This is a genomic window from Bacillus sp. BC08 (assembly GCF_054326875.1).
In genome coordinates this window covers 321,207-344,340 of record NZ_JBTGPA010000035.1, presented here as the reverse complement: position 1 = coordinate 344,340, position 23,134 = coordinate 321,207, and the positions used below count along the sequence as shown (strand labels likewise).

Annotated in this window: 26 protein-coding genes and 1 pseudogene; 7 read left to right on the top strand and 20 right to left on the bottom strand. The window is 36.5% G+C overall.

Features of this window, described 5'->3' with window-relative positions:
* Positions 1-247 precede the first annotated feature (247 nt).
* The gene (locus ACXVYO_RS19870) at positions 248-1,027 is read left to right on the top strand and encodes a M15 family metallopeptidase (RefSeq protein WP_458468294.1); all 780 of its coding nucleotides are present in this window, start codon (positions 248-250) and stop codon (positions 1,025-1,027) included.
* A gap of 36 nt (positions 1,028-1,063) precedes the next feature.
* Here ACXVYO_RS19870 and ACXVYO_RS19865 read toward each other — a convergent pair whose 3' ends face one another.
* The 4 genes from ACXVYO_RS19865 to sdhC all read right to left on the bottom strand — a co-directional run bounded on the left by ACXVYO_RS19865 (position 1,064) and on the right by sdhC (position 4,790).
* On the bottom strand, positions 1,064-1,510 hold the full coding sequence (locus ACXVYO_RS19865) for an acyl-CoA thioesterase (protein ID WP_097844056.1): 447 nt from the start codon (positions 1,508-1,510) through the stop codon (positions 1,064-1,066).
* A gap of 92 nt (positions 1,511-1,602) precedes the next feature.
* Positions 1,603-2,364 carry a succinate dehydrogenase iron-sulfur subunit gene (gene sdhB / locus ACXVYO_RS19860; RefSeq protein WP_001291830.1) on the bottom strand — a complete coding sequence of 254 codons (762 nt, stop codon included), beginning with the start codon at positions 2,362-2,364 and terminating at the stop codon, positions 1,603-1,605.
* Positions 2,357-4,150 (bottom strand): succinate dehydrogenase flavoprotein subunit, encoded by a 1,794-nt coding sequence (gene sdhA / locus ACXVYO_RS19855; protein WP_064472621.1) that lies wholly within the window; start codon positions 4,148-4,150, stop codon positions 2,357-2,359. The genes sdhB and sdhA overlap by 8 nt, the downstream gene beginning before the upstream one ends.
* Before the next feature lie 13 nt (positions 4,151-4,163).
* The gene (sdhC, locus tag ACXVYO_RS19850) at positions 4,164-4,790 is read right to left on the bottom strand and encodes a succinate dehydrogenase cytochrome B558 (RefSeq protein WP_000678354.1); all 627 of its coding nucleotides are present in this window, start codon (positions 4,788-4,790) and stop codon (positions 4,164-4,166) included.
* Between the two features lie 300 nt (positions 4,791-5,090).
* Here sdhC and ACXVYO_RS19845 point away from each other — a divergent pair, with 300 nt between their 5' ends.
* Positions 5,091-5,540, top strand: a complete 450-nt coding sequence (locus ACXVYO_RS19845) for a YslB family protein (protein ID WP_000042227.1) — start codon at positions 5,091-5,093, stop codon at positions 5,538-5,540.
* Between the two features lie 114 nt (positions 5,541-5,654).
* Here the strand turns inward: ACXVYO_RS19845 and uvrC are convergent, their stop codons facing one another.
* The 8 genes from uvrC to ACXVYO_RS19805 all read right to left on the bottom strand — a co-directional run bounded on the left by uvrC (position 5,655) and on the right by ACXVYO_RS19805 (position 14,510).
* Positions 5,655-7,439 carry an excinuclease ABC subunit C gene (gene uvrC / locus ACXVYO_RS19840; RefSeq protein ID WP_061677093.1) on the bottom strand — a complete coding sequence of 595 codons (1,785 nt, stop codon included), beginning with the start codon at positions 7,437-7,439 and terminating at the stop codon, positions 5,655-5,657.
* Positions 7,440-7,587: 148 nt separating this feature from the next.
* Positions 7,588-7,902: a thioredoxin gene (trxA, locus tag ACXVYO_RS19835; RefSeq protein ID WP_001018943.1), complete on the bottom strand. Its 315-nt coding sequence runs from the start codon at positions 7,900-7,902 to the stop codon at positions 7,588-7,590.
* 211 nt (positions 7,903-8,113) lie between these two features.
* Complete coding sequence (gene etfA / locus ACXVYO_RS19830; RefSeq protein WP_061677092.1) at positions 8,114-9,091, bottom strand: electron transfer flavoprotein subunit alpha; 978 nt, start codon at positions 9,089-9,091, stop codon at positions 8,114-8,116.
* Between the two features lie 36 nt (positions 9,092-9,127).
* Positions 9,128-9,901, bottom strand: coding sequence for an electron transfer flavoprotein subunit beta (gene etfB, locus ACXVYO_RS19825; RefSeq protein ID WP_063261310.1), 774 nt, complete (start codon positions 9,899-9,901; stop codon positions 9,128-9,130).
* Positions 9,902-9,979: 78 nt separating this feature from the next.
* Entirely contained in the window at positions 9,980-10,756 is a 777-nt protein-coding gene (locus ACXVYO_RS19820; RefSeq protein ID WP_458468293.1) for an enoyl-CoA hydratase, read from the bottom strand.
* An 11-nt stretch (positions 10,757-10,767) separates the two neighbouring features.
* Positions 10,768-11,355 (bottom strand): TetR/AcrR family transcriptional regulator, encoded by a 588-nt coding sequence (locus ACXVYO_RS19815; RefSeq protein ID WP_080492543.1) that lies wholly within the window; start codon positions 11,353-11,355, stop codon positions 10,768-10,770.
* Positions 11,356-11,461: 106 nt separating this feature from the next.
* On the bottom strand, positions 11,462-13,147 hold the full coding sequence (locus ACXVYO_RS19810) for a long-chain-fatty-acid--CoA ligase (RefSeq protein WP_063261313.1): 1,686 nt from the start codon (positions 13,145-13,147) through the stop codon (positions 11,462-11,464).
* Between the two features lie 190 nt (positions 13,148-13,337).
* Positions 13,338-14,510: a BclA C-terminal domain-containing protein gene (locus tag ACXVYO_RS19805; protein ID WP_458468292.1), complete on the bottom strand. Its 1,173-nt coding sequence runs from the start codon at positions 14,508-14,510 to the stop codon at positions 13,338-13,340.
* Positions 14,511-14,664: 154 nt separating this feature from the next.
* Between ACXVYO_RS19805 and ACXVYO_RS19800 the strand changes: the two are divergent.
* From ACXVYO_RS19800 to ACXVYO_RS19790, 3 genes and pseudogenes are all read left to right on the top strand, one after another.
* Positions 14,665-14,901 (top strand): annotated as a pseudogene (locus tag ACXVYO_RS19800) (iron chelate uptake ABC transporter family permease subunit); the annotation flags it as partial.
* Positions 14,902-15,072: 171 nt separating this feature from the next.
* Positions 15,073-15,576, top strand: a complete 504-nt coding sequence (locus ACXVYO_RS19795; RefSeq protein WP_458468291.1) for a DinB family protein — start codon at positions 15,073-15,075, stop codon at positions 15,574-15,576.
* A 138-nt stretch (positions 15,577-15,714) separates the two neighbouring features.
* Positions 15,715-16,047 (top strand): YfjL-like protein, encoded by a 333-nt coding sequence (locus ACXVYO_RS19790; RefSeq protein ID WP_458468290.1) that lies wholly within the window; start codon positions 15,715-15,717, stop codon positions 16,045-16,047.
* Between the two features lie 62 nt (positions 16,048-16,109).
* Here ACXVYO_RS19790 and ACXVYO_RS19785 read toward each other — a convergent pair whose 3' ends face one another.
* From ACXVYO_RS19785 to ACXVYO_RS19755, 7 genes are all read right to left on the bottom strand, one after another.
* A complete protein-coding gene (locus ACXVYO_RS19785; RefSeq protein ID WP_458468289.1) occupies positions 16,110-16,805 on the bottom strand; it encodes an ABC transporter permease in 696 nt (231 codons plus the stop codon).
* Positions 16,806-16,829: 24 nt separating this feature from the next.
* Positions 16,830-17,699, bottom strand: coding sequence for a DUF4097 family beta strand repeat-containing protein (locus tag ACXVYO_RS19780; protein ID WP_458468288.1), 870 nt, complete (start codon positions 17,697-17,699; stop codon positions 16,830-16,832).
* 37 nt (positions 17,700-17,736) lie between these two features.
* Positions 17,737-18,441, bottom strand: coding sequence for an ABC transporter permease (locus ACXVYO_RS19775; protein WP_458468287.1), 705 nt, complete (start codon positions 18,439-18,441; stop codon positions 17,737-17,739).
* A gap of 34 nt (positions 18,442-18,475) precedes the next feature.
* Complete coding sequence (locus ACXVYO_RS19770) at positions 18,476-18,637, bottom strand: hypothetical protein (protein ID WP_176523314.1); 162 nt, start codon at positions 18,635-18,637, stop codon at positions 18,476-18,478.
* Complete coding sequence (locus tag ACXVYO_RS19765) at positions 18,630-19,553, bottom strand: ABC transporter ATP-binding protein (protein WP_458468286.1); 924 nt, start codon at positions 19,551-19,553, stop codon at positions 18,630-18,632. Before ACXVYO_RS19765 ends, ACXVYO_RS19770 begins: the two co-directional genes overlap by 8 nt.
* Positions 19,554-19,679: 126 nt before the next feature.
* Positions 19,680-20,615 carry a HAMP domain-containing histidine kinase gene (locus ACXVYO_RS19760; protein WP_458468285.1) on the bottom strand — a complete coding sequence of 312 codons (936 nt, stop codon included), beginning with the start codon at positions 20,613-20,615 and terminating at the stop codon, positions 19,680-19,682.
* A 1-nt stretch (position 20,616) separates the two neighbouring features.
* The gene (locus ACXVYO_RS19755) at positions 20,617-21,309 is read right to left on the bottom strand and encodes a response regulator transcription factor (protein ID WP_458468284.1); all 693 of its coding nucleotides are present in this window, start codon (positions 21,307-21,309) and stop codon (positions 20,617-20,619) included.
* A 169-nt stretch (positions 21,310-21,478) separates the two neighbouring features.
* On the opposite strand from ACXVYO_RS19755, the gene ACXVYO_RS19750 reads away from it, so the two are divergent.
* Positions 21,479-21,652: a hypothetical protein gene (locus tag ACXVYO_RS19750; protein WP_001293582.1), complete on the top strand. Its 174-nt coding sequence runs from the start codon at positions 21,479-21,481 to the stop codon at positions 21,650-21,652.
* Positions 21,653-21,847: a YwbE family protein gene (locus ACXVYO_RS19745; protein ID WP_001014310.1), complete on the top strand. Its 195-nt coding sequence runs from the start codon at positions 21,653-21,655 to the stop codon at positions 21,845-21,847. It abuts the gene before it with no gap.
* 39 nt (positions 21,848-21,886) lie between these two features.
* Here ACXVYO_RS19745 and ACXVYO_RS19740 read toward each other — a convergent pair whose 3' ends face one another.
* Positions 21,887-23,086 carry a class I SAM-dependent rRNA methyltransferase gene (locus ACXVYO_RS19740; RefSeq protein WP_458468283.1) on the bottom strand — a complete coding sequence of 400 codons (1,200 nt, stop codon included), beginning with the start codon at positions 23,084-23,086 and terminating at the stop codon, positions 21,887-21,889.
* Positions 23,087-23,134 lie beyond the last annotated feature (48 nt).

Below are 23,134 nucleotides of genomic sequence, written 5' to 3'. Positions count from 1 at the left end.
TATACAAGAAGTTCTTTATTCTCGATAATCGCTACATCTTCTTATGTATATATATTACATAAAAAATTCATTTCATGAAAGATAAGAAATGAATTAAATGAAAAAATACTACAATTTCACACATTTTCTGACATTTTCTTTGCATTTCTATTACGTTACGACTCTTATATTTCTTTTTCAGTAAACTAGACTTATAATAAAAAACGATACATATTTTATTAAGAAAGGAATGTGATTACAAGGTATCATGAAAAAGATAATCATTATTTCTGCCACTACTATTGTAATCGGTATCACTTCTTTCGCTTACTTTAGTTCTAAATCACCACTACAAAATGAGGCGAAAGCTGTCGAAAGTCAACAGCATAGTAATCACCAAAAAGAAGAGATTCCTGCTTTTCCAAAAGCTGATCATAATGCAAAGAAGCTAGAGAATGATTTTTCCGTTGTAACAAATCCAGAGTCTAACCTTGTCTTAGTTAATAAACATCGAAAACTACCAGACGGATACATACCTGAAGACTTAACAAGACCAAACGTACCATTTACTAGTCCAAAAGATAAAGAAAAAACATTGCTGCGTAAAGATGCTGCAGATGCGCTTGAAAATATGTTTGAAGCAGCAAAGAAAGAAGGACTAGAACTTACAGCTGTATCTGGTTATCGTTCATACAAACGCCAGAAATCATTACATGATACATACGTTAGACGTCAAGGAAAAGCTGAAGCTGATTCAGTAAGTGCCATTCCTGGTACGAGTGAACATCAAACTGGTTTAGCAATGGATATTAGTTCAAAATCTGCTAAATTCCAACTAGAGCCTATTTTCGGAGAGACAGCCGAAGGAAAATGGGTTGCGGAACATGCTCATGAATTTGGCTTTGTCATTCGCTATTTAGAAGATAAAACAGAAACAACAGAATACGCATATGAACCGTGGCATTTGCGCTACGTTGGTAATCCATACGCTACATACATATATAAACATCATTTAACATTAGAAGAAGCAATGAAAGACAAAAAATAAGAGAGCAAATTGCTCTCTTATTTTTCTTTTACTCTATCATTGTAGTAATTTTTTCTTCCACTCTTCAGGCCACGGTTCGCCTTTTCCTGTTTTTTTCGATGCTTGAACCATCATTCCACGACCAACTAAACAAACTTCTCCTTCTGCATTCTTCACCATATAATGCAAATCTAAAGAAGAATTCCCAACCGCTCCCGCTTTTACATACACCTTCAACTGTTCATCAAAATATATTTGCTTAATAAAATTGCATTGTAAATCTGCAACAACGATCATCGCTTCTGAAGATTCATGCGTCCATTCTTGCATAAATCCAAGTTCTTTAAACAATGCGATACGTGCTTCTTCAAAATAAGTAAAGGCAACGACATTATTTACATGTCCAAACATATCTACTTCACCAAAACGAACTTTTACAGGATTATAAAATGAAAAACCACTTTCCCATTGCTCAAAATCTTCAATATAAGAAATTCTCTTCATTGTTCCCTCTCCTTTTCGCCTTAAAATAAACAGAATAAACAGAAAAATAAAGTTATAAATATTGCCTCTTCAACATGAAGAGGCAATATTTATTAATAGTTATTGTCGCTACCAAAGAAATCTTTGAACGATTGAATTGTTGTATCACGGTTTAATGCCGCAATTGAAGTTGTTAATGGAATACCCTTTGGACATGATTGCACACAGTTTTGAGAGTTACCACAGTTTGCAAGTCCTCCATCTCCCATAATTGCACGTAAGCGATCTGCTTTATGCATTTCACCCGTTGGATGTGAGTTGAATAAACGAGCTTGTGATAACGGTGCTGGTCCAATAAAGTCAGATTTACTATTTACGTTTGGACATGACTCTAAGCAAACACCACATGTCATACATTTTGAAAGCTCATAAGCCCATTGACGTTTCTTCTCAGGCATTCTTGGTCCTGGTCCTAAGTCATACGTACCATCAATTGGAATCCAAGCTTTAACGCGTTTTAGAGCGTTAAACATGCGACTACGGTCAACTTGTAAGTCACGTACAACTGGGAATGTCTTCATCGGCTTTAAGCGGATTGGTTGTTCTAACTGATCAATAAGAGCTGTACATGATTGACGTGGTTTTCCGTTAATCACCATCGAACATGCGCCACATACTTCCTCTAAACAGTTCATATCCCATGCAATCGGAGTCGTCTGATTTCCTTTTGAATCAACAGGATTACGACGAATTTCCATCAGTGCCGAAATAATGTTCATATTTGGACGATATGGAATTTCAAACTCTTGGTCAAACTCTTGTGCATCTGGTCCATCTTGTCTCGTAATGATGAGGCGGATTGTTTTCTCAGACATGTTGCTTATCCCCCTTCTCTTCACCCTTAGCAGCTACATCATGTTTTGAGGAATAGTCACGTTTACGTGGTTTAATTAATGAAACATCCACTTCTTCGTAATGGAATGCTGGTGCATTTCCTTCTCCTTCAAATTTCGCCATCGTAGTTTTTAAGAAGTTTGCATCATCACGATTTGGGAATTCAGGTTTGTAATGCGCCCCGCGGCTCTCATTACGGTTATATGCGCCAATTGTAATAACACGTGCTAATTCAAACATATTCGCAAGTTGGCGTGTAAATGAAGCACCTTGGTTACTCCATCTTGCTGTATCGTTAATGTTAATACGTTTGTAACGAGCCATTAGCTCTTCAATTTTCGCATCTGTTTCTAATAACTTTTTATTTTCACGAACTACTGTAACGTTATCTGTCATCCATTCTCCAAGCTCTTTATGAAGAACATACGCATTTTCGTTACCATTGAGCGTTAAAATATTGTTAAATTTCTCTGTTTCGATTAATTCATTTTGTTCATATACAGTAGATGAAACTGCATCAGATGATTTAGAAAGACCTTTCATATACTCAATCGCATTCGGTCCTGCTACCATACCACCGTAAATTGCTGATAATAGTGAGTTCGCACCAAGGCGGTTACCACCGTGCATAGAATAATCACACTCACCTGCTGCAAATAAACCTGGAATACTTGTCATCTGCTTATAATCAACCCATAGTCCGCCCATTGAATAGTGAACTGCTGGGAAGATTTTCATTGGTAGTTTACGAGGATCATCACCTGTAAACTTCTCATAGATTTCAATAATTCCACCAAGTTTAATATCTAGTTCTTTTGGATCTTTATGAGAAAGATCTAAGTACACCATGTTTTCACCGTTAATACCTAGTTTTTGCTCTACGCAAACGTCAAAGATTTCACGCGTTGCAATATCACGAGGTACAAGGTTTCCGTAAGCCGGATATTTTTCTTCTAGGAAGTACCATGGTTTACCATCTTTATATGTCCAAACACGGCCACCTTCACCACGTGCAGATTCACTCATAAGACGTAATTTATCGTCTCCAGGAATTGCCGTTGGATGAATTTGAATGAACTCGCCGTTTGCATAATATGCGCCTTGTTGATATACAGCAGAAGCTGCTGTACCTGTATTAATAATAGAGTTAGTTGATTTTCCAAAGATGATACCAGGGCCCCCTGTTGCCATAATCACGGCATCAGCTTGGAAACTTTTAATCTCCATTGTTTGTAAGTCTTGTGCAACGATTCCTCGGCACACACCTTCGTCATCCACAACAGCTCGTAAGAAATCCCAACCTTCGTATTTCGTTACAAGTCCTGCTACTTCGTGACGACGTACTTGCTCATCTAATGCGTATAGTAATTGCTGTCCAGTTGTTGCACCAGCAAATGCTGTACGGTGATGTTGTGTTCCACCAAAACGACGGAAATCAAGAAGTCCTTCTTCCGTACGGTTGAACATAACACCCATACGGTCCATTAAATGAATGATACCAGGTGCTGCTTCACACATTGCTTTAACTGGTGGTTGGTTCGCTAAGAAGTCCCCACCATAAATTGTATCGTCAAAGTGGATCCATGGAGAATCCCCTTCACCTTTCGTATTTACGGCACCGTTAATTCCACCTTGGGCACATACAGAATGCGAACGTTTTACTGGTACTAAAGAAAACAGTTCAACATTTACTCCTGCTTCCGCCGCTTTAATCGTTGCCATTAAGCCAGCCAAGCCACCGCCGACTACTATAAGTTTCCCTTTCATGCTCTCCCACTCCTTACTGGTTTGCTAGCTGTGGATCGATGAACGCTAATAATGCACTCACACCTACATAAGATAGACCTAAGAAAATAGCTAATGTTACATAAGTAGAGATTCTTTGTGAACGTGGAGATACTGTAATTCCCCAGCTGATGCAGAATGTCCATAGTCCATTTGCAAAGTGGAAAATTGTTGAAACAACACCGACTAAGTAGAATGCAAACATAGCTGGATTGTTTAAAATATCTGCCATCATATCATAGTTTACCTCTTTACCTAACATTGCTTGAATACGAGTTTCCCAGACGTGCCAAGAAATGAAAATCAGCGTAACGATACCTGAAATTCTTTGGAAGACGAACATCCAGTTACGGAAATAACCGTAAGAAACCGCATTGTTCTTAGCTGTAAATGCAATATATAAGCCATATATAGCATGGTACAGTATCGGTAAAAAGATGATGAAAATCTCTAGCGCGTACCGGAATGGAAGGAGCTCCATAAAGCCTGCAGCTTTGTTAAAAGCCTCTGCTCCTCGTGTTGCAAAGTTGTTTACAATTAAATGTTGCGTCAAAAAGACACCAACCGGGATGACCCCCATTAATGAGTGCCACTTACGAAACGTATACTCGCGGCCTTTCATGTCCCCATTACCCCCCTTGAATGTTTGACTGCTGTTTTCAGATTAGTTTACAACAATAATGTTTTTTCACTATTGGCATAAGAAAAACTGAAAAAATTATTCGAAATATTTCAGCATAATTTGATACCAAGTTCATTTTACTCCTATTTTTGTCGAAGCGTCAAGAAAACGTATACATAATTTGCATATAATTTGCCAATTCTTTTTTTCTTCTTATATATTCAGATTTTCCCAAAGAAAAATCTGTTTTTATAAATGAGAAATGTTATATAATAATCCCTATAGAAAGAGGGGAATATTGTGAGTAAAAATACAATCGATACAACATCTTTAGAAGATGTTTCATTGAACGCCTTCGCTTATGAATTGCTACGTGAAGAATTACTACCTGATTTAATCGGTAACGATTTAGATGGTATTTTATACTGGTCCGGTAGAAACCTTGCAAGAAAATATCCACTAGAAACAACTGAAGAAGTCATTCAGTTCTTCGAAAAAGCTGGCTGGGGCACTTTAAGCATTATTGAACATAAGCGTCGTGAAATGCAGTTCCAACTTAAAGGCACACTCATCGCTGAACGCCAAAAACAAAACAGACATTCTTCTTATCAATTAGAAGCTGGATTCATCGCTGAACAAATTCAAAAACAACGAAACGTCGTTGCAGAGTCCTATGAAGAAAAGAAAAAACGTTCAGACTCTATTACATTTCTTGTGAAATGGGATATAAAAGATCTCATTGAAGTGTAGCATTACCTACAGTCAACTAGACATATAAGTTTAGTTGACTTTTTTGTATTTTCATTCAGTTAGGTTTATTTTAAATCTTCAGAAATTATACCAAGAAATAGAAGACGTTGTAAACTACAACGTCTTCTTATCCGCTAAATAAGTATAAATCGTTTCTGCGACATTTTTCGGCATACCCGCTTCGACAAATTCAGCTACAGAAGCTTCCTTCATCTTCTTTAATGAACCAAAATGTTTTAACAATACCTTTTTCCGTTTATCACCGATTCCTGGAATATCATCTAGTGCTGATTGAATAACAGATTTCCCGTGTAATTGACGATGAAATGTAATCGCAAATCGATGCACTTCATCTTGAATGCGCTGCAATAAATAAAATTCTTGGCTATTTCGCTCAAGCATCACAGGTTCAGGTGGATCTCCAATAATTAAATGGGAGGTTTTATGTTTGTCATCTTTTACAAGACCTGCCATCGGAATATATAAACCGAGTTCATTTTCTAGAACATCACTTACAGCTGCCAGATGACCTTTTCCACCATCAATAATGATTAAATCTGGTAAAGGCAAACTCTCTTTCAGTGCCCTTGTATAACGGCGTCTCACAACTTCTCTCATAGACTCATAATCATCTGGCCCTTGAACCGTTTTAATTTTATATTTCCTGTATTCTTTCTTAGCTGGTTTCCCATCGATAAAAGCAATCATTGCAGAAACAGGATTCGTCCCTTGAATATTTGAGTTATCAAACGCCTCAATACGATAAGGTGTTTCAATCCCAAGCTGCTTTCCTAACTGATCTACCGCTTTAATCGTTCGCTCTTCATCACGTTCAATTAAATAGAATTTCTCTTCAAGAGCAATCTTCGCATTTTTATTTGCTAATTCTACAAGATCTTTTTTCTTACCACGTTTCGGTTGTGTCGCTTCCACTTCTAAAAAGCGCTCTACTAACTCTGAGTCTATACTTCCTGGAACGACAACTTCCTTCGGCTTAAAATGACTGCTGTTCTCATAAAATTGACCAATAAACGTTAAAAACCCCTCTTCTGGTTCATCGTAAATTGGAAACATAGAAACGTCACGTTCAATTAGCTTTCCTTTTCGAACGAAGAAAACTTGAACACACATCCATCCTTTATCAACTGCATATCCAAACACATCACGATCCACTAAGTCACTCATGATCATCTTTTGTTTTTCCATAATCGCATCGATATGCGCAATTTGATCACGTAACTCTTTTGCACGTTCAAATTCTAGTTTCTCTGAAGCTTCATACATCTTTGTTTCTAATTCTGAACGAACTTCTTTATGTCCACCATTTAAAAATTTAATAATTTCATCTACAATTTCTTTGTTTTGTTCTTCCGTCACTTCTTTCACACACGGTGCTAAACATTGACCCATATGATAATATAAACAAACTTTATCAGGCATATTTGAGCACTTACGAAGCGGATACATACGATCTAGCAATTTTTTCGTTTCATGAGCTGATTGTGCATTCGGATAAGGGCCAAAATACTTTCCTTTATCCTTTTTTACGTTTCGTGTAATGAGTAATCGCGGCTGTTTCTCAGCTGTAATTTTAATAAAAGGATATGTTTTATCGTCTTTTAATTGAATATTATATTTTGGATCATGTTTTTTTATTAAATTTAACTCTAAAATGAGAGCCTCTAGATTTGAGGAGGTTACAATATATTCAAAATCTACAATTTCTCCTACAAGCCGAAGTGTTTTTCCATCATGTGAACCAGTAAAGTACGAGCGCACACGATTTTTAAGCACTTTTGCCTTTCCGACATATATAACCGTTCCTTGCTTATCTTTCATTAAATAACAACCAGGTTGATCTGGTAAAATAGCCAGCTTCTCTTTTAAATGTTCGTGCACTCGTCACCCTCCATTTCTACATGCTTAGCATCTTTATTTTCACATGAAAACATACTATGCCAAAACACCCAACATACGTTCTTTCATTGTAACGGAAAGGTGTAAAAAAGGAAAATAAAAAAAGCTACCAAATGGCAGCTCCTTTATTTTAGAAGTGTTTAGAAACTAATTCTACTAACGCTTCTTTCGGTTTGTAACCTAACGCTTGATCAACTACTTTACCGTCTTTTAATACGAAAAGAGCTGGAATACTCATTACTTCGAATTGACGAGCAGTTTCTTGGTTTTCATCCACGTCTACTTTTACTACTTTTACTTTTTCGCCTAGTTCTGCATCAATTTCCTCTAATACAGGAGCGATCATTTTACAAGGTCCACACCATGGTGCCCAGAAATCTAATAATACAACACCTTCGCTAGTTTCAGCTGCGAAGCTTTGGTCATTTGCGTTTACAATTGCCATTTTATTTCCTCCTTCAAGTATATTCTACCAAGAGTATATCATTAACTTATATACGTGGCGAATAATATGTATCGTTATGTATTGTAACAAAAAAGTGTTCCTTTATACTATATAAAAATACGGATTACATACTAAAAAGATGAGAGACAGGGGATCTCTCACCTTTTTCTATATATAGGGGTACTTCACTTGGAACTCAAGGGTACTCAAATCATGAATGTACTTTTAACTTTTTAAACTCTTCTGTTAAAAGAGGTAAGACTTCAAATAAATCACCAACAATACCATAGTCAGCTACTTTGAAGATGCTTGCCTCTGGATCTTTATTAATCGCAACGATTATTTTCGAGTTAGACATACCAGCTAAATGCTGAATCGCGCCCGAAATACCGCATGCAATGTATAAGTCTGGCGTAACAACTTTACCAGTTTGACCAATTTGTAATGAGTAATCGCAATACTCAGCGTCACAAGCACCACGAGATGCTCCAACAGCGCCGCCTAATACGTCAGCTAACTCTTTTAATGGCTTGAATCCTTCTTCACTCTTCACACCGCGTCCGCCAGCGATAATAACTTTCGCTTCAGAAAGATCAACACCTTCTGCAGTTTTACGGACGACATCTTGAATGATTGTACGTAGGTCTTTTACATCTACTGTAATAGAAGATACGTCACCACTGCGAGACTCATCTTTTTCAAGCGTTGCAATGTTATTTGGACGCACTGTCGCAAATAAGATACCGTCTGTTACAATCTTCTTCTCAAATGCTTTACCAGAGTAGATTGGACGTGTGAAGATAACATTTCCACCTTCAACTTCTAAAGCAGTTACGTCAGAAACTAGACCAGCTTCAAGTTTCGCTGCTAATTTTGGTGATAAATCTTTACCAAGTGCTGTATGCCCAAATACAATACCCTCTGGCTTTTCTTCAGCATATACAGCTAAAAATGCTTGTGCATATCCATCAGATGTATATGATTTTAATTTATCATTTTCAACTGTCACAACGCGATCTGCACCGTAATGAATCAATTCATTTGCAAAAGAGGCAACGCTGTCTCCAACTAGAAGACCTACTACTTCACCGCCTTCTGCAATTGTTTTTGCTGCTGCTACCGCTTCAAACGAAACGTTACGTAGCGATCCATCACGAACCTCACCCATTACCAATACTTTACGAGCCATAGATTTTCCCTCCTGCATATATAATTTCGTATTTTATTAGATTACTTTCGCTTCTGTATGGAGCAACGATACAAGTTCTTTTACTTGATCTTGCAGCTCGCCTTGTAACACTTTTCCTGCATCTTTCTTAGGAGGCAAATAGATTTCAATTGTTTTTGTCTTTGCTTCCACATCATCTTCTTCTAAATCTAAATCATCTAATTCTACTTCTTCTAGTGGCTTTTTCTTCGCCTTCATAATACCTGGAAGCGATGGATAACGCGGTTCATTTAAACCTTGTTGTGCTGTTACTAAAACTGGTAATGAAGTTTCAATCACTTCCGTATCACCTTCAACATCACGCTCAATCTTCACATTTGTACCGTCAATTTCAAGTTTTGTAATTGTCGTTACGTATGGAATATTTAACGCTTCAGCTACACGTGGACCAACTTGTCCAGATGCACCATCAATTGCAACGTTCCCACCTAAAATTAAATCTGCATCTTTATCTTTTAAATATTCAGCAAGTACTTTTGCTGTCGTGAACTGGTCACCATTTTCAACATCATCTTCAATATTAATTAATACCGCTTTATCGCAGCCCATCGCTAATGCCGTACGAAGTTCTTTCTCACTTTCTTCGCCACCGACTGTTACAACAGTAACTTCGCCACCTTGTGCGTCTCTTACTTGAATTGCTTCTTCAATCGCATATTCGTCGTAAGGGTTGATGATGAATTCCGCTTCGCCATCGTAAATTGCACCGTTTTTAATTACGATTTTTTCTTCTGTATCAAATGTTCGTTTCATGAGTACGTAGATGTTCATTCCATTTACCCCCTTGTTTTTCAGAAAGATTCTATCAATTTTAATTTTCTGTTAATTTATATTAAAAAAATAATTGAACTACCTGCCACTAAATGAAGGTTTACGCTTTTCTAAAAACGCTGCTACACCTTCTCTTCCATCTTCACCCGTAAATACTTCACCAAAGATTTGAGCTTCGCGTTGTACACCTTCATAATAATGAGACGATTTCGTCGTTTGCAATAACTCTAGTACAGCACGAGTCGTCGCTGGGCTTTTTCCAGCAATCTGTTTTGCAACTTTAAGCGTATCATCTAAAAATGTTTCTTCAGCAAAAACTCCGTTAACAAGTCCCCATTTTAATGCCTCTGCACCAGTAATCGGTGTACTTGTTAACATCATTTCACAAGCTTTCGCTTTCCCAACATAACGTGGTAATCGCTGTGTACCTGCAAATCCAGGAATTAATCCAAGTGTTAACTCAGGTAAACCAAGTTTTGCACTTTCAGTTGCAAAGCGCATGTGGCAAGACATAGCAAACTCAAGGCCGCCGCCAAGTGCCGCTCCATGAATTGCCGCGATAACTGGTTTTGAACATTTTTCAACACGCTCAAACGTAACTTGTCCAAGCTGCGCTAATTCTGTCGCTTGCTTCGCTTCAGTAACAGATGTAAATTCTTTAATATCTGCTCCCGCCGAGAAGAAGCGCCCTTCACCGTGAATAACAACAACACGAATGTTATCATCCTTCTCCACTTGATCAATTAATTCAGTAACGTCATGCATAACTTGTGAAGACATCGCGTTAGCTGGCGCATGATTTAACGTCGCCACCCCAATATGATCTTCAACTCTTACAGATAGGAATTTCAACATGATCCCTCCCATTATTGACGATAACCACAAGCTGCAATAAGTAGCCCATGTACCGTTTTTGAAAGTGCGACCAGATCATACTTATGATCGCTCATTACCCAATTGGTCACAACTTCATCTACTGTTCCAAAGATCATTTGTCTTGCCACGCGAACATTTAAATCCGCTTGGAATTCACCTTGCTTTATACCTGTCTCTAAAATCTCATCCATAACTTGTAAGTAGCCTTTTAATACTTCATTTATTTTCAGGCGTAAGTCTTGATTGGACTGTCTTAGCTCTAATTGCGTAACGATAGCAAGAGGAAAATTTTGTGACAACAGCAAGAAGTGCGTTTCTACCAACATGAACAATTTCGATACAGCGCTTTCAATTCCTGCTGTTTTTTGACGAATTGTTTCGACAAATTCTCCCATCTTCTCTTGGAATAAGGATATTAATATATCTTCTTTATTTTTAAAATATAAGTAAATCGTGCCATCAGCTACCCCAGCTTGCTTTGCTATTTTAGAAACTTGCGCTTGGTGGTACCCATTCTCCGCAATCACAATGACTGCCGCATCAATAATTTGATTGTATTTCGGTCTATTTTTCTTCACTTTACTGTCCCCTTCAAGAAGATGACTGAATGAATAGTCATTCATATTCTTATAATACTGACTATTTAGAAAAGTGTCAATCCTATTTTTTCAAAAAGAAAGGGCCTTAGCCCGTTTGCTCATCCTCATTCTTTTTTTTCTCTTCATCTATTAGGACACGACGTAAAATTTTTCCGACTGTCGTTTTCGGCAGTTCATCTCTAAACTCATATACTTTCGGCACTTTATAAGCCGCTAAATATTTACGCGCAAACTGGTTTAATTCTTCCTCAGAACACTCCATACCTTCTTTTAACACAACAAATGCTTTAACTGTTTCTCCTCGGTACGGATCTGGAATTCCAATCGTTACTACTTCTTGCACTTTTTCATGCTCATATAATACTTCTTCTACTTCACGAGGATACACATTAAATCCACTCGCAACAATCATATCTTTCTTACGATCTTTCACATAGAAAAATCCATCTTCATCCATGTAACCAACATCCCCTGTATGAAGCCATCCGTCTTGTAATACAGCGGCTGTTTCTTCTGGCTTATTCCAATACCCTTTCATAATTTGAGGACCCTTTACAACAATTTCACCAATTTCACCCGGAGGTAAAGCCTCTCCAGTTTCAAGTGACATAATGTTTGCCTCTGTATCTGGCCACGGCACACCAATACTTCCTGGCACGCGTTTTTCCCACAAAAAATTCCCATGTGTAACTGGCGACGACTCCGTTAATCCATAACCTTCTACCAATTTGCCACCTGTAACTCTCTCAAACTCTTCCTGCACTTCTACAGGAAGCGGGGCAGATCCACTAATACAAGCCTCGATAGAAGAAATATCATATTCTTTTAAGAGGGGACTATTTAATAGAGCAATATAAATGGTTGGTGCCCCTGGAAATAGTGTGACTTTATGTTTTTTTATTGCTTCAAAAACCATTTTCATATCAAACTTCGGAATCAGCACCATTTTATACCCTTGCATAATACTTAAATTCATTACAGCTGTCATCCCATACACATGAAAGAACGGAAGAACACCAAGAATTACTTCTTCTCCTTCTTTACAATTATATAGCCAATGTGCTCCCATTAAAGTGTTCGAAACAAGGTTTTTATGCGTCAACATAACCCCTTTTGGAAATCCCGTTGTTCCCCCTGTATACTGTAAAAGAGCTAGATCATTTTCAGGATCACAAGGAACTTCAACATTAACATTACTTTCTCGTTCTACTGATTTCCATAGATGAATCGTTTCACTTTCCGACACATTCACAACAAGATTTGCCTGCTTTTTTTGTACAAATGGGTAAAGTAAATTTTTAGGGAAGGGTAAAAAGTCCGCAATACGGGTTACGATAATATGTTCAATTTTTGTAGCAGCTTGAACATTTGTTACTCTTGGAAACACTAAATCAAGACAAAGAATTACTTTTGCTCCCGAGTCATGAAGCTGGTACTCTAATTCTCTTTCTGTATATAGTGGATTTGTTTGTACTACGATACCTCCTGCAAGTAATGTACCATAATAACCAATTACAGATTGCGGACAGTTCGGCAACATAATAGCAACTCGATCACCCTTTTCCACACCGAGCTTTTGGAGATAATTTGCAAACCTCTTCACCTTATCATGGAAGTCTGAAAATGTAATATCCTTCCCTAAAAAGTGAAGCGCTTTCTTTTCTGGATAGCGAGAAGCCACCTGTTCCACATATCCATGAAGCGGCTGAATATCATAAGAAATCGTACTTGGAATTTCTTCTGGATAACTTTTCAACCATGGTTTTTCCACCTTCATTCCCCCTTCAAATACATAAAAAATAAATGAATGTTCATTCATGATGGTTGTTTTCATTATATTATAGTCGCCATAACGTTACAATCATAATATTCTGACTTTTATATAACTATGCTTCACTCCATTAACTTCTTATTATATGTATAAACTCTCCTAATCTATAAAAGAATAAGAGAGTTATTATTTAGCTTAATCTTATTATCGTTAACACAGCTCCTGGTGTAGTTGTGGATAACGTTGCAACAGCTAACAAACCAAATAGTTGCAAACTAATGGCACTTCCAGCCGCAAGAGTCGTAATAATTGTTGCACTAAATGATGTAGTTGCTAACGCTGGAGAATTGATCGTTCCAGCAAGAGGTGCACCATTAATTGTAATCCGCGAACTGACTAATAATGAAGCCGTTATATTAATCGTATATGAAATATAATAATTCCCAGCATTTGCAGCCGTAAATACTGTATTCCCCCCAGAAACAGTAATACCTGGACCAATATTTTGATTATTTGGAAGCGGGACATTCGTTCCACCAAGAAGTACCGATATCGCTGTTCCCGATGTATTATTTGCAAAAGCGTATGTTGCCGTTATACTTGTACCAGTTGCCCCCGTGTCTCCTGTTGCTCCTGTTGGACCCGTTGGACCCGTTGCTCCTGTTATTCCTGTCGCTCCCGTTGGGCTTGTTATTCCTGTCGCTCCTGTTGGACCCGTTGCTCCCGTTGGACCTGTTATTCCCGTCGCTCCCGTTGGACCTGTTGCTCCTGTTATTCCTGTTGCTCCCGTCGGACCCGTTACTCCTGTTATTCCTGTCGCTCCTGTTGGACCTGTTGCTCCCGTTATTCCCGTCGCTCCTGTTGGACCTGTTACTCCCGTTGCTCCCGTTGCTCCCGTTGCTCCCGTTGGGCCTGTTATTCCCGTCGCTCCCGTTGCTCCCGTTGGGCCTGTTATTCCCGTTGCTCCCGTTGGGCCTGTTATTCCCGTCGCTCCCGTTGGACCTGTTACTCCTGTTATTCCTGTTGCTCCCGTCGGACCCGTTGCTCCTGTTATTCCTGTTATTCCTGTTGCTCCCGTCGGACCCGTTGCTCCTGTTATTCCTGTCGCTCCTGTTGGACCTGTTGCTCCTGTTATTCCCGTTGCTCCCGTTGGACCTGTGTCACCTGTTGGACCCGTTGCTCCTGTTGCTCCCGTCGCTCCCGTTGGACCTGTTACTCCTGTTATTCCCGTTGCTCCCGTCGGACCTGTTGGACCCAGCTTAGGAACTGTCCCATCACAACTAAAACAGCATGAATCAACATGTACACCATTTTGATTATTACACCCACAATATCCATTTATATTATTGCTCCATGAAGACATGTTGATCACGTCCTTTACATTCAATCTTTTAAGTACAATCACCGAGTTAGAACACCTATCTAAATAACAAAGAAATACTTTACCTAGTGGGGATAAACACAGATTCATTCCATACACTCTAGTAATTATTACATGCGATTCTCTCTCTTTTTGCTTGTACTTTCGCCTTCTTGCTCAAACGAAATTCTTTTTCTCCATTCTGCATATACATATAAATTTCAATCCAATTGGTGCATTTATCAGCGGACTACTTGCAGTTGGAATTGTTCTTTTCTTTTCATGGAAATCAGGATTTAGCCCAACAGCCCTTGCTTTAATAGGAATCGGTATTTCAGCCCTTAGCTCAGCGATTATGCAAATCTTTATCGTTAGCACAAACTTGAACGTTGCTGTACTTGAAGCACCTTATTTCTTATGGTTGATGAGGAAGAGTGGGAAGAAGGTTAGTTAAAAAAGAGGCTTCTTGTTAGAAGCCTTTTTTTTATATTCGTTCTTATAGTTCAAAAGGAAACTATCTTTTTTTCACGAATGTAACTTATGAACATAACTAGGAGGGATAAATATGTACCAAACTATTGAAGGCTTCTTGCAATCATGGACATACGAAGCTGAGTCTACTCAAAAGATGCTCGATGCATTAACAGATGAGTCTTTATCACAAGAAATTGCATCTGGGCACTGGACATTAGGCAGAGTTGCTTGGCATATCGTGACTGCAATTCCTGTTATACTATCTGGCACAGGGCTTAAGTTTGAAGGAGAAACGAAGGATTATCCTGTACCAACTTCTGCAACAACAATTGCTAATCAATACTGTAAAGTGAATGTAGCTTTTGTTGAAGCTCTTCAAGGCGAATGGATGGATAAAGACTTAGCTACTATTAATGACTTCTTTGGTCGTCCTATGCCAAATTCTATATTTTTAATGACACTTATTAATCACCAAAATCACCATCGCGGACAAATGACGGTTTTAATGCGACAAGCTGGCTTAACAGTCCCTGGCGTATATGGCCCAGCAAAAGAAGAATGGGCTGCAGCTGGAATGGAAGCTCCTAAAATGTAACAACAAAAAAAGACAAGGGATTTACAAACCTTGTCTTTTTCTGTAACTTGTTTCATGTGAAACTATTTTTTACTAAATGGTTGTTTTATGGAAAAGATAGGTTAAAATAAATACATATTATGAAGAGGAGTAACCAAATTGAATACAAAAAATAAAAAAATAGTTATGGGAACTATTTTACTAACTTCTATTATTGGAGTTATTAGCGCAACTCTTTATTTCACAAGTTATGGTACCCCTTGGGGGAAACAAACAGCAGTTACAGAATCAAAAGAATATATTACAAAATACTTTGATCTAGATGCGGAAGTCAAAAATACTTCTTACGATGCTAAAATGAATAGCTATGCCATCTCCTTTGAGACAAGTAGAGATGGAGAATTTACTATCGAATATAAAAGTCCTAATAACTTTAATATTTCTCCAGGAGTGCAAGAGTATTTAAGCAAACACTCCAAATTTACAGAGTAGTAACGAAGCATACATATACAAAAAAGAGTTGGTGTAACGCCAACTCTTTTTTCTTATTCTTATCATACAGTTATATCTTCCTTCTCTATATTTTTAATTCCGTAATATGCAATTACAACTCCAATTGCTGCAAGTGCTAGTTGAAGGGGAAGAAAAGTTGCTGTAGATAACATTGGATTGTTATTAATTGCAATTGCTACAACGATAAGGGATGAAACAATTGTAGTTGGCACTGAACGTTTACGCATTCCGAAGTATAGAGGTATTAAACTTATTCCAGCAGTGGCAATAGCTAAAGGAACAAGGTTTATCCCTTCTCGCGTCAATTGATCTACTGTGAATGAATTAGGAAGAATTGAAAAATAGCTATCTATCCCAAAGAACACTCCTACTACTAAAATATTAGATAAAATGACTGTTATAAATGTTAATATTGCTGTAATAGCCAACTTACTAACCATCATTTTCTTTCGGTTAATTGGATAAGAAAACATAAGTAGTATTGTTTTATTTTTATATTCATTAATTATTAACCTTGCGATTAATACACTACCAAAAATAATAAATGTTGCTCTGACTAACGTACTAGCCGCTAACAAAATCATCTGCGGATCTCTTATTTCTGGATCTCCTTCTATTTGAGAAACGATGCTCATAGAGATCAATAATGCCAGTATAGCGATATTTGCAATAATCGCTCCCCGTACATACCATCCAAGCTTAAACTTCTTCATTTCTAGTTTCATAAGACGTAGCATGATAGTCCTCCTTTCCTTTACATTTTAATCGATATAAATCGCTCCTGTTTTACTTAAAATCTTCACTTCGTTTTTTGCATCACCAATCGTTCCTTCTTTTATTTTTTCTGTATTTTTATCTTTTTTAATTCCATTTACATTCACCATTACGTCAGACGAATTACTTTTAGCCGCAAGTTTTAAAGATGTCGGAACACCTTTATACCGTACACCAATATCTCCTGATTTTGTTTCTACAAATAATGATTTTCCTTCTTTCATATCTTTCAGTAATACTTCACCGGATGTTGAAGTGATGTTCATATTTAAATTCTTTACATTTGTTATATAGTTATCACCAGTCGTAGACTTTATATTTAATTCTTGTACTGAACTATCTTTTACAGCTAACTCTCCACTTTGCGATATGAATTCACCTTTCTCGGCTGATAGTCCTACAACCATTTCATCTCCAGACTTGCTTTTTGTCACGATACTTTTTACTACTATATCGCTTATTTTCACATCACCCGATTTATTATTTAATACAATTTTATCTATTTCTTTCTTTGGAATAGCTATAGATATACTATTTTTCTTCCGAAACGTAAAACCATTAAAAAATCTGATCGCCTTTTGTTTTTGCTTAACTATAACTTTATTCCCCGCTTGTTCTATTTCGACAGGATCTACCTCTTTATCTACTCGTTGACCTTGAGCGGAAATTACTATTTTATTAGCGTCTGTACTTTTAAATTCAACATCCCAGTTTTCATTGTCCACTTCTATTTCTTTTATATGATTTATCTCAAAAGACTTTTCTTTCTTAAAATCTTTCCCCTGAGATGTCTTAAAGCCAAAAACCACACTAGCAATTGTAATTAGTAATATTGCAATTACTATTATTTTTTTCACTGTTCATACCCCAGTTCGTCGTTGTTTTAAGCTTCCTTCACGCTACATCGATCTTATCGATGTTACGATACGATAGATAACTAATAAACATTCCTAATAAACAGAGTACAATTGGGATAAATATAAAATCATACATACTTACTTGACCGTTTCCAGGACCAACGTTACTGTTCACTAACATCCCAATTATTACTGCAGAAGTAATCGTTGTCGGTGCCGATTTCTTTCTCATCCCAAAAAATAAAGGAATTAAACTAATACCAGATATCATAAATGCACTTATAAAAGTAGCTGGAACGGTAGCTATTATTTCCCCCATCGTAATAGGTGTTTCAATTAGCCCTATCATTGGGTTCATAAAAAATATGAGCAAACTAATAGTGAACGTAGCGATAATCATGCTAATAAAACAAAAACTAAAAACAAGTGTTAATTTCGCTCTCATTAGCAGTTTCCTTTGTAGTGGATACATAAACAATAGTTGCATTGTTTTGTTCTTATACTCATCAATTACTAAACGTGATAAAATGACCGCACTAAAAATAAGAAAAGTCATCCTAATAAATAGGTTTGCTAAAGTCATATACTTTGTGAAATCAGTGAGCGCCGCATCTCCTTCACCTTTCGCTCCTACCCCCATAAGACTTACCGCAGCAAAAATTGCTATAATACAAATGGCTACCCCTTTAAAGTAACTAGATAATTTATGTTTCTTCCATTCAAGTTTCATTAATTTAAACATATAAACCAAGCCTCCATTACTGACATAACTATCTCTATGCTACTAGCATTCTAATTCCAGTCGTAACTACGCTTACCATTCCGATCACTAGTAAAATTAACGGCCATTTCCACTCAGGTTTTTTATAATATAAAATCCCACTTATGAACATTACAATCAATCCACTTACTAGATTCACTAACAATCCATTAAGCATGAATGCCTTCTCCATCCATTACATTTAAGAAATATTCTTCTAAGGAACTATGTTTCTTATTAATACTTTCAATTTCTACATCGTTCATAATAAGTGCTTTTGAAATAGCTTGCTGAGACGCTGACGTATCATATACACGAATCATGTTTCCACTCATTATTTTGTAATTTTTTATACCGAGTTTATCTTCTAAAATATAAGCTGCACGCTTCACATCAGGAACAGTAATTTCAATGTACTCTGTTTGTTTTCCGTTAATACTCTTCATCGAAACTTCTTTTATTAGTTTTCCATTTTGAATCACACCAATTGTATCTGCCATTTGTTCCATCTCGCCTAAAATATGACTAGAAACTAATAATGTAATGCCGTATTCTTTGCAAAGCATTTTAAATAAGTCTCGTAATTCTTTAATACCTATTGGATCTAAACCGTTAATTGGCTCATCTAAAATGAGTAATTCTGGCTTTGTCATGATCGCCCTTGCAATACCAAGTCGTTGCTTCATCCCTAATGAAAAATCTTTTACTTTTTTATCATCTATACCGTGCAGTTTTACTAAATGTAAAGCATGATCAATTGCGTTCTTATCGTAATACCCCATATATTCACAATGTAACTCTAGGTTTTCCTTCGCCGTTAATTTATCATAAAAAATTGGATATTCGATAATTGTCCCCATGCGCTTTAACAATTCATAAGATGTATCCGTTAACTTCTCACCAAAAATTTCAATATCACCGCTCGTCGGTTTTATTAAATTTGTGATCATTTTCATAATCGTTGTTTTACCTGCGCCATTCGGTCCTAAGAAACCGTATATCTCTCCCTTTTTCACATGCATGTTAACGCTAGAAATAACTTCTTTCCCTTTAAATACTTTCGTTAACTGATTCGTTTTTAATATATATGTCATGTCACTGTCTCCTTTCGCACTACCTTATACTTCTATAATAGACAACGGAATTCTCTTTTTTCTTACCCGTTCCTTACAAATTCCTTACGCTGAAAAAAAAGCTTGTAGAATCTACTTCTCTACAAGCTAAAACAGCATCTTTTTTAATACAACTGTAAAAATTGTTTTTTCATATGGCTTACTAGAAAGATGTATTTTTCCGTCCATCGCTTCCACAAGCCGTTTTGTAATCGTTAACCCTAAACCGCTCCCTTGATACAACCTATTTCTCGAATCTTCAAGTGTGTACATACGCTCAAACACTTTATCAACATGAGATTCATCAATTCCTTTTCCTGTATCCCATACATCTATATACACACTCGTTTCATCATCTCTTAGCATCATACCAAGTGTCTTTCCATCGTCTCCATATGTAATCGCATTTGATATTAAATTATTCAATACTCTACCTAATACTTCTACATTTCCAAGTGCATATATATTTCTTTCTGGTATATCAATATGAACTTGAAATCCTTTCACAGTCACTAAATCATAAAAAGATAAAATCTTCTCACGACAAACTTCATTCATATTTACTTTCGTCATCTCAATTGCTTTGTCACCAGATTCTAATTTTGCTAAATCAAAAAACTTATGAATCAGTTCCATTACTTCTAGTGTTTTCACATGCACCTTTTCAAGTAATATTTGCTGTTCTTCTTTATTCATCGTTTTATCCTTATTTAACATTTCTGTATATCCAAGAATAACTGTTAATGGTGTCTTTAAATCATGCGAAATATTTGAAAGCATTTTTCTCATCGAAATTTCTACTTTTGCATGATCTGCATTCGTTTTCTGTTTTGCATCTAATAATTGATTAATTGCCACTAATAATTTTTGCAATTCTAGATCATCTGTCATAACGAGTAACTTCTCGCCTGTTTGTTCATTTACAATACTCCCCAACTTTTCATATGTGTATCGTAAATTTTTACTACTATTTTTTCTCATTTTATATTGTATGTAAATGATACATAACAATATAAAAATAATACCCAGTAACAAATTGACCATATTACATCACTTCCAACTTATAGCCGATGCCCCATAACGTTTTAATATATTCTGGATTAGATGGATCACTTTCAATTTTCTCACGCAATCTTCTCATATGAACGTTAATAACGTTATCATCACCGTAATACTCTTCGTTCCAAACTAACGTATAGATTTGTGCTTTCGTAAATACACGATTTTGATTTTTTACGAACAGTTTTAAAATCTCAAATTCTTTTAAAGTAAGTTTGAGCGATTTCCCGTTTTTTTCAACCGTAAAATTAATTAGATCAATTGTTAAATCACCAATTTGAATCATCTTTTCTGTTTCTTCTGTAGCCGAGTATTTCGTAGATCTCCGAATACCTGCCTTTACACGTGCAGCTAATTCAATCATAGAAAACGGCTTACAAATGTAATCATCTGCTCCAAGTCCTAATCCAACAGCTTTATCAACATCTGTATCTTTTGCCGACATCATTAAAATCGGAACAGCACTTTTTTCTCGAATGATTCGCACAACCTCTAAGCCATCTAACTTTGGCATCATAATATCGAGAATAATCAAATCAAATGAACCTTTTAAATATGTGTTCACGCCTTCTTCTCCATCAGACGCGATTGTAACTTGAAAGCCTTCTTTTATTAAATACTTTTCCACCATCTCTTGAATTGAAATATCATCTTCAACTAATAAAATTTGATTTGACATATGTCTATCCCCTTTTTTACAAACATTAGCATTTTAATTGTATCGTAACGAATGAATACTGTGAAGAATTATATGAATTTTCAAACCAACTTCCCTTCCTTCCATAACAATGATATGATGAAATTTACTACGATAGTTCATAATTAACTTTATATAAAGGAGACTTATCATGTCAGAAAACAAAAAAGTAAGCTTAGCTGATTTAATGCGTGAACAACTTGCAAAGAAAAAGCAAGGTAACGGTAACGGTCAAACTGCCAAAAACCAAAGCCAAGAAACAAAAAAATTACAAAACCAACAAACGAAGAAAACAAACAACCAACGTAGACGTACAGGTGTATAAATGAACGGACAAAAACGTTCTAATATCGCACCCGGCCTTGAAGTTGATATTGTATTAAAACAAGATCAACGCACAGGCAAATTAACACGTGGAATTGTAAAAGATATTTTAACAAATTCCCCTTCCCATCCGCATGGCATTAAAGTGCGATTGCAGGACGGGCAAGTCGGTAGAGTACAAAATATCGTTCAATAAGAAAAGGAGCTCAAGTAAACTCGAGCTCCTTTTTCTTTATTAACCTTTAATTTTCTCGATGAAAACTACTTTTAAATAGTCTCCTTCTTTAAATTGATCAATGGTACGGAAATCTTCTGGTAAAGAATGTTCTTCTAATATTTTATATTTGCCATTCATTTCTTTAAATGCCGTATCGATAAATCCTTTAAACTTTTTCATATCGAACGCACTACAATTTGTAGAAGCAACGATAATCCCGTTATTTTCTGTAATGGCAATTGTTTCTTTTAATAAGTTTTTATAATCTTTCGCTGCACTAAATATATATTTCTTTGAGCGTGCAAAGCTTGGAGGATCAAGTACGACCATATCAAATTTCATCTTTTTCTTCGCTGCATATTTAAAGTACAGAAAGACATCTTCTACAATAATATCTTGTGCTTCATAATCAACTTCATTTACACTAAACTGCTCAATCGTTTTACTTAAACTACGATTTGCAAGATCCACACTCGTCGTTTTGCTCGCTCCGCCAAGCGCTGCAAATACAGAAAAAGCACCTGTATAAGAGAACATATTTAACACGGTTCTTCCCTTTGCATATGTATCACGAATTTGTTTTCGAACGTTACGCTGATCTAAAAATACACCAACCATCGCTCCGTCGTTTAAATACACCGCAAAGTTCACACCATTTTCTTTTACGATAAGCGGGAACTCGCCACGCTCTCCTGCTACGAAATCATCACCTTCAATGTATTTCCCTTTCGTATCAAAACGCTTTTTCTCATAAATACCTTTAAAGTTTGCTACTTTTTGAAGAGCTGCTATAATCTCATCTCTGAAAGTATAAATCCCTTCACTATACCAACTTACTACATAATAGCCATCATAATAATCGATGATTAAGCCTCCAAGACCATCACCTTCACCGTTCAGGACGCGGAATGCTGTTGTATCACTTGATTTGTAAAATTGCTTTCGTTTATGTAAGGCAGATTTTATTTTACTTTCAAAGAAAGATTGATTAATTTGTTCACTCTCTTTTCTCGTCAAAATCCAGCCGTATCCTTTATTTTGTTTTCCATAATAACCTTTTCCGACAAAATGGTTCTTCTCATCTACTACTTTAATGATTGTTCCTTCTTCCTGAACATCATTTAAATTTTGAATTGCATCTTTTAAAATAAGCGGATATCCACTTTTAATTTCTTTTATAAATTTCGATTTTATTTTTATAGTAACTTCTGATCGCATATAATAACTTCCTTTCCATTTGCATGCTTTCTCAAGAGGAAGCATTTA

Coding starts and splice junctions, on each gene's coding strand:
- ACXVYO_RS19870 (WP_458468294.1), top strand. CDS start 248: ATGAAAAAGATAATCATTATTTCTGCCACTACTATTGTAATCGGTATC.
- ACXVYO_RS19865 (WP_097844056.1), bottom strand. CDS start 1,510: ATGAAGAGAATTTCTTATATTGAAGATTTTGAGCAATGGGAAAGTGGT.
- sdhB (WP_001291830.1), bottom strand. CDS start 2,364: ATGTCTGAGAAAACAATCCGCCTCATCATTACGAGACAAGATGGACCA.
- sdhA (WP_064472621.1), bottom strand. CDS start 4,150: ATGAAAGGGAAACTTATAGTAGTCGGCGGTGGCTTGGCTGGCTTAATG.
- sdhC (WP_000678354.1), bottom strand. CDS start 4,790: ATGAAAGGCCGCGAGTATACGTTTCGTAAGTGGCACTCATTAATGGGG.
- trxA (WP_001018943.1), bottom strand. CDS start 7,902: ATGGCAATTGTAAACGCAAATGACCAAAGCTTCGCAGCTGAAACTAGC.
- etfA (WP_061677092.1), bottom strand. CDS start 9,091: ATGGCTCGTAAAGTATTGGTAATGGGTGAGGTTCGTGATGGATCGCTA.
- etfB (WP_063261310.1), bottom strand. CDS start 9,901: ATGAACATCTACGTACTCATGAAACGAACATTTGATACAGAAGAAAAA.
- ACXVYO_RS19820 (WP_458468293.1), bottom strand. CDS start 10,756: ATGTTGAAATTCCTATCTGTAAGAGTTGAAGATCATATTGGGGTGGCG.
- ACXVYO_RS19805 (WP_458468292.1), bottom strand. CDS start 14,510: ATGTCTTCATGGAGCAATAATATAAATGGATATTGTGGGTGTAATAAT.
- ACXVYO_RS19795 (WP_458468291.1), top strand. CDS start 15,073: ATGTACCAAACTATTGAAGGCTTCTTGCAATCATGGACATACGAAGCT.
- ACXVYO_RS19785 (WP_458468289.1), bottom strand. CDS start 16,805: ATGCTACGTCTTATGAAACTAGAAATGAAGAAGTTTAAGCTTGGATGG.
- ACXVYO_RS19775 (WP_458468287.1), bottom strand. CDS start 18,441: ATGTTTAAATTAATGAAACTTGAATGGAAGAAACATAAATTATCTAGT.
- ACXVYO_RS19770 (WP_176523314.1), bottom strand. CDS start 18,637: ATGCTTAATGGATTGTTAGTGAATCTAGTAAGTGGATTGATTGTAATG.
- ACXVYO_RS19765 (WP_458468286.1), bottom strand. CDS start 19,553: ATGACATATATATTAAAAACGAATCAGTTAACGAAAGTATTTAAAGGG.
- ACXVYO_RS19760 (WP_458468285.1), bottom strand. CDS start 20,615: ATGGTCAATTTGTTACTGGGTATTATTTTTATATTGTTATGTATCATT.
- ACXVYO_RS19755 (WP_458468284.1), bottom strand. CDS start 21,309: ATGTCAAATCAAATTTTATTAGTTGAAGATGATATTTCAATTCAAGAG.
- ACXVYO_RS19750 (WP_001293582.1), top strand. CDS start 21,479: ATGTCAGAAAACAAAAAAGTAAGCTTAGCTGATTTAATGCGTGAACAA.
- ACXVYO_RS19745 (WP_001014310.1), top strand. CDS start 21,653: ATGAACGGACAAAAACGTTCTAATATCGCACCCGGCCTTGAAGTTGAT.
- ACXVYO_RS19740 (WP_458468283.1), bottom strand. CDS start 23,086: ATGCGATCAGAAGTTACTATAAAAATAAAATCGAAATTTATAAAAGAA.